Raw genomic sequence first — 10,199 nt, 5'->3', positions numbered from 1 at the left:
TCGGCGCTGACGCGGCGGGTGGACCTCGTCCGGATGGCGGTGCGCCATCGCGCGGCCGACGCGCTGCCGGACGACCTCGGTACCGGCGAACAGCTGCTGATCGTGCACGACTTCCCGCACGGTTTCGACGACCGCGCCGTCAACCAGCTGCGGTACCTGGCCGACGAGGGACCGGCGGTCGGGGTGCATCTGATGCTGGTCGCCGACCGGACCCGGACACCGGAGTTCGGTCCGCTGCTCGACCCGCTGTGGCGCGCGCTGCTGCGGATCACCCCCGTGCCCGGCACCCATCTCGCCGATCCGTGGGTCGGCCATGCCTGGACGTATGAGCCGCCGCTCGCCCCCAGGGGGAGCCGGGCGGTGCGCCGGGCCCTGGAGCGGCTTGCCGAGGCCCGACGGGCGGACCACGGCTGAACAGCCCTTTTATCCATTGCTTTACTTTCTCTTGGCTTTCCTTTACTCTTTTTCGCGCGGAGGGGAGTACTCCTGCCACGGCGTTTCCGTCATCACGGACGGTGAGTGTGACCGGTCCCGGGAACGCCGGTCCGGCGCGGCGGCCGCATGGTCGCGGCGGCGGGCGGAAGAGACCTCCGGCAGCTGACGACGCTGTACGTGCCGTACGACTCTGCCGGAGGAGCAATGGACGTTTCCCCGACCCTGTGGACGCTGACGATTCTCGGCCTCGCCGTCCTGATCGCCGCGGACTTCTTCATCCGCGGCCGCACCCCGCACGAGGTCTCCCTCAAGGAGGCCGCCGTCTGGACGGGCGTCTGGACCGGGCTCGCCGTGCTCTTCGGCCTCGGCCTGCTGGCGTTCGGCGGCGGCGCCCCGGCGGGGGAGTTCTTCGCGGGCTTCGTCACGGAGAAGTCCCTGAGCGTCGACAACCTCTTCGTCTTCGTCCTGATCATGAGCAGATTCGCGGTGCCGGCGGTCCACCAGCAACGGGTGCTGATGCTCGGCGTGCTGATCGCCCTGGTGCTGCGGGCCGGGTTCATCGGCGCCGGAGCCGCGGTGATCGCCGGCTTCTCCTGGGTGTTCTACTTTTTCGGCGCGTTCCTCGTCTGGACCGCCTGGAAGCTGCTCAAGGAGGCACGAACCGGCGAACAGGCCGGGGAGTTCGAGAAGAACCGCCTGCTGAGGGCGGTCGAGCGGCGCTTCCCGTCCACCGACGACTTCCACGGCACCCGGCTGACCGTCGTCGAGAACGGCCGGCGCCTGATGACGCCGATGCTGATCGTCCTGCTGGCCATCGGCACCACCGATGTGCTCTTCGCGCTGGACTCCATCCCGGCGATCTTCGGCCTCACCCAGGACCCGTACATCGTCTTCACCGCCAACGCCTTCGCCCTGATGGGCCTGCGGCAGCTGTACTTCCTCATCGGCGGTCTGCTGCGGCGGCTGGTCCACCTCTCCTACGGGCTGTCGGTCATCCTCGGCTTCATCGGTGTGAAGCTGGTGCTGCACGCGCTGCACGAGTCGGGTGTGGCGGTACCGGAGATCGGCATCCCGGTGTCGCTCGGCGTCATCTTCACCGTCCTGGCCGTCACCGTCGTCACCAGCCTGCGGGCCTCCGCCCGGCAGACGGCCCGCGACGCGGCGTGTGAGGACGACGGCAGCGAGACCGCCGCTGTCCGGTGACCGGCCGCCGTACCGCGGTGGTACGGCGGCCCCTCAGTAGGTGACCGTGATCCGGCGGGCGACGCCGTCGACCCGGACCGTCCCGCCGTACGGGATCACCAGCTGCGGATCGGTGTGCCCTAGGTCGACGTCGAGGACCGCGGTCGTCCGCGGGGCGTACTCCTCCAGCGCGCGCAGTACCGCCGCGCGCTGCTCCCGGGCGTAGGCGGCCTTCTCCTCCGGGGAGTTGCGCCGGGAGAGCGACCAGGTCTTCGGACGGGCCATCAGCAGGGCCGGGAAGCGGGCGAGCAGCCCCCGCTCCCCCATGGCCCGCAGCGTGAAGTACACCTCGGCGGCGCTGGGCATGTCCTCGGACGTCTCCAGGAACAGCACACAGCCGTCGTACACCGAGGGGTCGCGGTGGATCTCGCGGTCGGCCATCAGCATCCAGGCCAGGATCTCCAGGTTGCCGCCCCAGCTGACGCCCTCGACGACCTGCTCCGGTCCGTGCCAGCGCCAGCCGTCCCCCGGGCTCATCGGGGGTTCGCCGGTGAAGGTGGCCGGATCGGCCCAGTCGCGGTCCTCGTCCCGGTAGGTGTCCGCGGGCCGCAGCGCGTACGGGCCGGGGCGGAACAGGGCGGCGTGCAGCGACTCCCGGGTCAGCGGGTGCAGCGCCCCCGGGCGGCCCAGTTCGCTCATCACACAGGCGCCGTGGAAACCGACGATCCCGGTGTTCCAGAGGAAGGCGAGGAGGTTGGTGTTGTCGCTGTAGCCGAAGAAGGGCTTGGGGTGCGCGCGCAGCAGATCGCGGTCGAGGTGCGGCAGCACCGTCAACTGGTCGTCACCGCCGGTGCTGGCGATGACCGCGGCGATGTCCGGATCGGCGAACGCCGCGTGCAGATCGGCGGCCCGCTGCCGCGGAGTGGCGCCCATCGTCCGGGTCGTCGGATATTCGACGGGGACCAGCCCGAACTCCCGCTCCAGCCGGGACAGCCCCAGCTCATGGGGGAGGGGAAGGATCTCGCACAGACCGGACGACGGGGAGACCACGGCGATCCGGTCGCCGGGCCGCGGCTTCGGCGGATACACCGGCGGGTTCAAGCGGGACATTCCCCGAGGCCAGGGGCCCGGCGCGCGGACGTCAGTCCGTTTTCCCGCGCCGGGCCCCGCCGCCGGGTGTTACCAGCCCCGCTCGCGCCACTCCGCGAGGTGCGGGCGCTCCGCGCCGAGGGTGGTGTCGTTGCCGTGGCCCGGGTAGACCCAGGTCTCGTCCGGCAGTCGGTCGAAAAGCTTGGCCTGGACGTCGTCGATCAGGTGGGTGAAGTGCTCCGCGTTGCCCCAGGTGTTGCCGACGCCTCCCGGGAACAGGCAGTCGCCGGTGAACACATGGGGGTGCCCGTGCGGGTCGTCGTAGACCAGCGCGATGCTGCCCGGGGTGTGGCCCACCAGATGGCGGGCCGTCAGACGCACCCGGCCCACGGTGACGACATCGCCGTCCTCGACCAGGACATCGGTCGGTACGGGAATGCCCTCGGCGTCGTCACGGCCCGCGTACGTCCGCGCGCCCGTCGCGTCCACGACCTCGCGCAGCGCGCCCCAGTGGTCGCCGTGCCGGTGGGTGGTGACGACGGACGCGATGCCGCTGTCACCGATCAGCGTGAGCAGGGTGTGCGGCTCCGCGGCGGCGTCGATCAGCAGCTGCTCGTCGGTCGCCCGGCAGCGCAGCAGATACGCGTTGTTGTCCGTCGGACCGACCGCGACCTTCGAGATCATCAGGTCGGTCAGTTCGTGCACGTCGGCCGGTCCGCCGACCGTGACTGCTCCGGTATAGGCCATGGCATCACTGTAGTCGGCGGGACGCACGGGGCCCTTCTACAGCGGCGGGACCGCGGGCAGCGAGGGGCCGGGGCCCCGCACGCCGCTGCCGTCGGTCCGCCCGGTGAGCCAGCCCAGCAGCGCGGTCGCGGAACCGGTCACCTCCAGCGGCGCGGCGTCGTCGTCGGCACGTCCGGTGCGCCAGCGCCGTCCGTCGTCCGCGCACAGCTCCAGCGGGGGCAGCTCCGCGTGGCCCGCGAACTTCACGGTGGCCAGGAAGTCGAGTTCGGCGCCGACGAACGCGTCCGGCAGCTGGGCGAGGCCGCGGCCGACGCCCAGGTCGATGTGGTGCAGTTCGACCTCGCCCAGCCGCCGCAGCGGCAGCCGGTCGGCCCGTTCGACCACCCCGTTGCGCATCTCCACCCGGTACGCCAGTCGGTCGGGCGGCAGCGCGCGGGCCGCCGCCTCGAAGCGGGCGGCGCCCTCCCGGAGGTCGGCCAGATGCGCCGCGAGCGGCCGGTCGGCGTCCCGCGCGATGTCGGCGTCGCGGGTGGCCGCGCTGGTGTACATCGGGGTGCGGACATCGGTGCGCGCCCAGGTGAGGAGGTTGGTGAGGGCGTCGGCGTTGCGCGCGACATGCGCGAGGAGATGGCCGCGGGTCCAGTCCGGGAGCAGGGACGGTTCACGGACGGCGGCGTCGTCCAGTGCGGCCACCGAGACGAGCAGCCGCTCGGTGGCCTCGTGGACGGCCGCCAGGTCGTGGGCGAAGGCGGGCGCGGTATCGGTCATGTCCCGACGCTAGCGCCGCAGCGGTGACTTCGGGAGACGGCCGTGACGATCCGGACGCCCACGAGGACGCCGCCCCTCACGCCTCCTGGATGTCCGGGGCGCCGAACCAGTGGCGCAGTGCCGCGTCGAGCGCCTCCCAGGAGGCTTCGGACGGCGGTGCTCCGTCGGGGACGTCCGAGGCCCAGGCCGTGCAGCCGTCCGGGCGTACCAGCAGCCCCGCGAGCCCCGGCCGGTCCGTGCAGCGGGCCGTCACCACCCGGACCCGGCCGCCGTACCCGGTGGCGCGCCCGCGCAGCCCGGCGTCGCCGGTGAGGTCGAGCAGCAGCGCCGCGCCGTCGTGCAGATGGTCGGCGAGCCGGGCGCCGTCGTCGAGGGCGAGGTCCGGGGCGCTGCGGCCGGTCAGGGGATGGTCGCCGGGCAGGTCGAGGCGGTGCTGGACGCCGGAGATCTGCTTGGCGAAGAAGGTGGTGCCGGTGACCGTCCCGGCCAGTTCCGCGACGACCGCGCGCAGTGCCCGCGCGTGCGGGTCGGGGCGCATCAGCGCCACCTGCGCCCGGGTCCACTCCAGTACCCACGCGCCGATTGGGTGCCGTTCCGCGGAGTAGGTGTCGAGCAGGCCGGGCGGGGCCCAGCCGCGCACCGTGGCGGCCAGTTTCCAGCCGAGGTTCATCGCGTCCCCGATGCCGAGGTTGAGTCCCTGCCCGCCGAACGGCGGGTGGACGTGCGCGGCGTCACCGGCCAGCAGCACCCGTCCCGAGCGGTAGTCGGGGACCTGGCGGGTGTGATCGGTGAAGCGGGTGGCGGTGTGCACCTTGGTGACGGTGACGTCCACCCCGGAGGTGTGCCGCAGGGACGCCTGCAACTCCTCGGCGGTGACCGGGGCGTCACGGTCGGCGGGCGGTCCGCCGAACTCGACGGTGAGGATGCGGCCGGGGACCGGACCGTGGGCGTAGATGCCGTTCTCCGTGGTGTTCCAGCCGGCGCCCAGGCCCTCGGAGCCGGTCATCTCCACGACGGCCTGGTGCCCGGTGATCTCGGGGGCGGTGCCCGGGAACGGGAAGCCCGCCAGTCGGCGCACGGTGCTGCGGCCGCCGTCGCACCCCACCAGCCAGCCGGTGCGCAGCGAGCCGTGCGAGGTGTGCGCGGTCACCCCGTCCTCACCGGCGTCGAGGCCGGTCAGCCGCACGCCCCGGCGCAGGTCGACGCCCAGTTCCGCGGCGCGGGCGTTGAGCAGCCGCTCCAGGGGCTCCTGGGGGACGAGACCCACCGTGTCCGCCGGGCCGGCCCGGGACAGGTCCGGGTCGTCCCCGTCCAGCAGGTCGCCGCGCAGCATGATGCCCGCGAAGTGCCCGGCGAACCGGGGCGCCCGCTTCACCAGGGAGGACCCCTCGGCCTCCCGCTGCCGCAGGAACGCGGTGAACTTCTCCAGGGCGGCGCGCTGCACCTCGGCCAGCGCGGGCAGCATGCCGCGCCGGTGGAACGCCTCGGCCGTTGGTGTGTTGATCGCTCCGGCCTTGATCGTCGTGTCCACCTCGGTCAGCCGTTCCAGGACGACGACCGTCACGCCCGCGAGCGCGAGCTCGCAGGCGAGCATCAGGCCGACCGGGCCGCCGCCCGCCACCACGACGTCCGCGTCATGATCGATGCCATGTGTCATACGGTTGACTTTAGTGACTCAAAACATTTTGTCACTACAATTTCGGCCACCGGATCGGCAGGGAGCGTGAGGACCATGGGGCCGGGCGAGGACTGCGACCGCGGGCGGACGAAGGGCGGCGGCCGGTGGGCGGGGGACGACGGTGACGGGCTGACGCTGCGCGAACGCAAGAAGCTGCGCACACGGCAGCGGATCTCCGAAGTGGCCACCCTCCTCTTCGTCGAGCGGGGCTTCGACGAGGTCACCGTCGCCGAGGTCGCCCGCGCCGCCGAGGTGTCCGCGATGACCGTCTTCAACCACTTCCCCCGCAAGGAGGACCTCCTCCTCGACCGGATTCCCGAGGCCGCCGGAATGGTCGCCCGGGCGGTCCGCGACCGTGACCCGGACGAGACCCCGCCGGCCGCGCTGCGCCGGCTGGCGCGCGATCTGCTCGCCGCCCGCCATCCGCTGTCGGGCGTGGGGGAGCGGTTCGTGCCCTTCTGGCGCACCGTGCTCGGCTCGCCCGCGCTGCGCGCCCGCGCCCGCGAGGCGATCGAGGAGATCGAGGGCGTTCTGGCGGCGGAGCTGGCCGCGGCCGCCGGGGCGGGGGCGCCCGCGCACGAGCACCGGCTGACCGCCGCGCTGGTCGTCGCGGCGTACCGCACGGCCTTCGTGACGGCCGCGACCCGGCTGACGGACGGGGAGGACGAGGAAGAGGTGGCCGCCGCGCAGGCAGAGGTGCTGGAGCGCGCCTTCGGCGCGGTGGAGCGGGCGCTGGGGGTGCGGGAGTGAGGCGCGTTCCCGTGTGCCGAGCCCCTCCCTCGTGGTGGCCGGCGCCCTGACCTGCCCGGTCTCTCCGGGCGGCGGGCGGGGAGGGGGAATAGTAGCGAAAAGACAGGGTGTGTCGGGAAGGTTCGGAGTCCGCCACACGTTCGGGTGAAGTGGGCTTGCATCCACCGTAAATCGAATGCACGTGCTATAGGCTCGTGTGTGGCATCCCTAAGACAGTGCCGCGGCGGTCCCCCTACTCTGGGCGGGGCCCCCGCTCCGCTCCGCCGCCCGTGCGCACCGACCGGGCCGCGGCCGCGGCGCTCCGCGGCTCCCGCCCCACTCCAGAAAGGTGCCGACCGGCGTGGCCGACCGTCTCATCGTCCGTGGCGCTCGCGAGCACAACCTCCGCAACGTCTCGCTCGACCTCCCCCGCGACTCCCTCATCGTCTTCACGGGCCTTTCCGGGTCGGGCAAGTCGTCGCTCGCCTTCGACACGATCTTCGCCGAGGGGCAGCGCCGCTACGTCGAGTCGCTGTCCTCCTACGCCCGGCAGTTCCTCGGGCAGATGGACAAGCCCGATGTGGACTTCATCGAGGGCCTGTCCCCCGCGGTGTCCATCGACCAGAAGTCGACGTCCCGCAACCCGCGTTCCACGGTCGGCACGATCACCGAGGTCTACGACTACCTCCGGCTGCTGTTCGCGCGCATCGGCAAGCCGCACTGCCCCGAGTGCGGCCGCCCGATCGCCCGCCAGTCGCCGCAGGCCATCGTCGACAAGGTGCTGGAGCTTCCCGAGGGCAGCCGCTTCCAGGTCCTCTCCCCGCTGGTCCGCGAGCGCAAGGGCGAGTTCGCGGACCTCTTCGCCGACCTCCAGGCCAAGGGCTACAGCCGGGCGCGCGTCGACGGCACCACGGTCCAGCTCTCCGAGCCGCCGAAACTGAAGAAGCAGGAGAAGCACACCATCGAGGTGGTCGTCGACCGCCTCACGGTCAAGGAGAGCGCCAAGCGGCGCCTGACCGACTCCGTCGAGACGGCCCTCGGCCTCTCCGGCGGCATGGTCATCCTCGACTTCGTCGACCTGGAGGCGGACGACCCGCAGCGCGAGCGGATGTACTCGGAGCATCTGTACTGCGCCTACGACGACCTCTCCTTCGAGGAACTGGAGCCCCGCTCCTTCTCCTTCAACTCGCCCTTCGGCGCCTGCCCCGACTGCACCGGCATCGGCACCCGCATGGAGGTCGACCCCGAACTCGTCGTCCCCGACGAGGAGCGGACGCTCGACGGCGGCGCGATCCACCCCTGGTCGCACGGCCACACCAAGGAGTACTTCGGCCGTCTGGTCGGCGCGCTCGCCGACGCCCTCGGCTTCCGTACGGACATCCCCTGGGCCGGGCTGCCGCAGCGCGCCAAGAAAGCCCTGCTGCACGGCCACCGGACCCAGATCGAGGTCCGCTACCGCAACCGCTACGGCCGCGAACGCGCCTACACCACACCGTTCGAGGGCGCCGTGCCGTTCGTCAAGCGGCGGCACAGCGAGGCGGAGAGCGACAGCAGCCGGGAGCGCTTCGAGGGCTACATGCGCGAGGTGCCCTGCCCGACCTGTGAGGGCACCCGCCTCAAGCCGATCGTCCTCGCCGTCACGGTGGAGGGCAGGTCGATCGCCGAGGTCTCGGCCATGTCGATCAGCGACTGCGCCGAGTTCCTGCGCGGAATGACGCTCAACGCCCGCGACAAGAAGATCGCCGAGCGGGTCCTCAAGGAGGTCAACGAACGGCTGCGGTTCCTGGTGGACGTCGGCCTGGACTACCTCTCCCTCAACCGCGCCGCGGGCACCCTCTCCGGCGGCGAGGCCCAGCGCATCCGCCTCGCCACCCAGATCGGCTCCGGCCTGGTCGGCGTCCTCTACGTCCTCGACGAGCCGTCGATCGGCCTGCACCAGCGCGACAACCACCGGCTGATCGAGACCCTGGTGCGCCTGCGCGACCTGGGCAACACCCTGATCGTGGTCGAGCACGACGAGGACACGATCAAGACCTCCGACTGGGTCGTCGACATCGGCCCCGGCGCGGGGGAGCACGGCGGCAAGGTCGTCCACAGCGGTCCGCTGGCCGCCATGCTCGGCAACAAGGAGTCGATCACCGGCCAGTACCTGTCGGGCAAGCGCTCCATCCCCACCCCCGCTCTCCGCCGGCCCGCCGACCCCGCGCGGCGGTTGACGGTGCACGGCGCGAAGGAGAACAACCTCCGCGACATCGACGTCTCCTTCCCGCTCGGTGTGCTCACCGCCGTCACCGGTGTCTCGGGATCGGGCAAGTCGACGCTGGTCAACGACATCCTCTACACGCACCTGGCACGCGAGCTGAACGGTGCGCGCACGGTGCCCGGCCGCCACACCCGGGTGGCCGGAGACGACCTTGTCGACAAGGTCGTCCATGTCGACCAGTCGCCGATCGGCCGCACCCCGCGCTCCAACCCGGCGACGTACACCGGTGTCTTCGACCATGTCCGCAAGCTGTTCGCGGAGACGACGGAGGCCAAGGTCCGCGGCTATCTGCCGGGGCGCTTCTCCTTCAACGTCAAGGGCGGCCGCTGCGAGAACTGCTCCGGCGACGGCACCATCAAGATCGAGATGAACTTCCTGCCGGACGTGTACGTACCGTGCGAGGTCTGCCACGGCGCGCGCTACAACCGCGAGACGCTGGAGGTCCACTACAAGGGCAAGTCCATCGCCGAGGTGCTGGACATGCCGATCGAGGAGGCGCTGGACTTCTTCGAGGCGGTGCCGACCATCGCCCGCCACCTCAAGACGCTCCACGAGGTCGGGCTCGGTTACGTCCGCCTGGGACAGTCCGCGCCGACGCTCTCCGGCGGTGAGGCACAGCGCGTCAAGCTGGCGAGCGAACTCCAGAAGCGGTCCACGGGCCGCACGGTGTACGTCCTGGACGAGCCGACCACCGGTCTGCACTTCGAGGACATCAGCAAGCTGATCTCGGTCCTGTCCGGACTGGTCGACAAGGGCAACACGGTGATCGTCATCGAGCACAACCTCGATGTCATCAAGACCGCGGACTGGGTCGTCGACATGGGCCCGGAGGGCGGCAGCGGCGGCGGACTGGTCGTCGCCGAGGGCACCCCCGAGGATGTCGCCTCGGTCCCGGCCAGCCACACCGGCAAGTTCCTGCGGGAGATCCTCGGCGACCGGGTCAGCGACGCCACGCCCCCGGCCCAGCGGACGGCCCGCAAGCAGACCGCCCGCAAGACGGTCGCCGCCGCGAACGGCACGAAGAAGACCGTGGCGACGAAGGCGGTCGCGGCCAAGAAGACCGCCGCCAAGAAGACCACGGCGAAGAAGGCCGCCGCGAAGAAGACGGCGACGCGGGCACGCAAGTCGTCCTGACGCGAAACGGGCCGCCGCCCGCTCCCCGGAGCACCGGGGGACGGGCGGCGGCCCGTCGCCGTGCCCGTTCCCTACGGCGGCCCGTCGCGGAGCCGGTTCCCTGCGGGGCCCGTCACGGAGCCGGGGCGCGCCCGCCCCTCGCCCTGCGGACGCACCTCTACCCCGCGACCTCGT

7 protein-coding genes and 1 pseudogene are annotated in these 10,199 nt (G+C 71.9%); 4 read left to right on the top strand and 4 right to left on the bottom strand.

The window, feature by feature from the left end; translation table 11 throughout:
• Window positions 1-414 (top strand): annotated as a pseudogene (locus AC51EU_RS22070) (TerD family protein); the annotation flags it as partial.
• 225 nt (window positions 415-639) lie between these two features.
• On the top strand, window positions 640-1,638 hold the full coding sequence (locus AC51EU_RS22065; protein WP_496268763.1) for a TerC family protein: 999 nt from the start codon (window positions 640-642) through the stop codon (window positions 1,636-1,638).
• A gap of 33 nt (window positions 1,639-1,671) precedes the next feature.
• On the opposite strand, the gene AC51EU_RS22060 is transcribed toward AC51EU_RS22065, so the two are convergent.
• From AC51EU_RS22060 to AC51EU_RS22045, 4 genes are all read right to left on the bottom strand, one after another.
• The gene (locus AC51EU_RS22060; RefSeq protein WP_496268762.1) at window positions 1,672-2,727 is read right to left on the bottom strand and encodes a S66 family peptidase; all 1,056 of its coding nucleotides are present in this window, start codon (window positions 2,725-2,727) and stop codon (window positions 1,672-1,674) included.
• Between the two features lie 69 nt (window positions 2,728-2,796).
• Entirely contained in the window at window positions 2,797-3,453 is a 657-nt protein-coding gene (locus AC51EU_RS22055) for an MBL fold metallo-hydrolase (RefSeq protein WP_496268761.1), read from the bottom strand.
• A gap of 36 nt (window positions 3,454-3,489) precedes the next feature.
• Window positions 3,490-4,221 carry a maleylpyruvate isomerase family mycothiol-dependent enzyme gene (locus AC51EU_RS22050; protein WP_496268760.1) on the bottom strand — a complete coding sequence of 244 codons (732 nt, stop codon included), beginning with the start codon at window positions 4,219-4,221 and terminating at the stop codon, window positions 3,490-3,492.
• Between the two features lie 76 nt (window positions 4,222-4,297).
• Window positions 4,298-5,878, bottom strand: a complete 1,581-nt coding sequence (locus AC51EU_RS22045) for an FAD-dependent monooxygenase (protein WP_496268759.1) — start codon at window positions 5,876-5,878, stop codon at window positions 4,298-4,300.
• 75 nt (window positions 5,879-5,953) lie between these two features.
• Between AC51EU_RS22045 and AC51EU_RS22040 the strand changes: the two genes are divergently transcribed.
• Both AC51EU_RS22040 and uvrA read left to right on the top strand, forming a co-directional pair.
• Window positions 5,954-6,649 (top strand): TetR/AcrR family transcriptional regulator, encoded by a 696-nt coding sequence (locus AC51EU_RS22040; protein ID WP_496268758.1) that lies wholly within the window; start codon window positions 5,954-5,956, stop codon window positions 6,647-6,649.
• A gap of 340 nt (window positions 6,650-6,989) precedes the next feature.
• Window positions 6,990-10,025: an excinuclease ABC subunit UvrA gene (uvrA, locus tag AC51EU_RS22035; RefSeq protein ID WP_496268757.1), complete on the top strand. Its 3,036-nt coding sequence runs from the start codon at window positions 6,990-6,992 to the stop codon at window positions 10,023-10,025.
• Window positions 10,026-10,199: the final 174 nt, after the last annotated feature.

The organism is Candidatus Streptomyces philanthi (assembly GCF_059553635.1).
The sequence above is the reverse complement of the archived record's forward strand: the minus strand, read 5'-3'. Positions and strand labels throughout refer to the sequence as shown.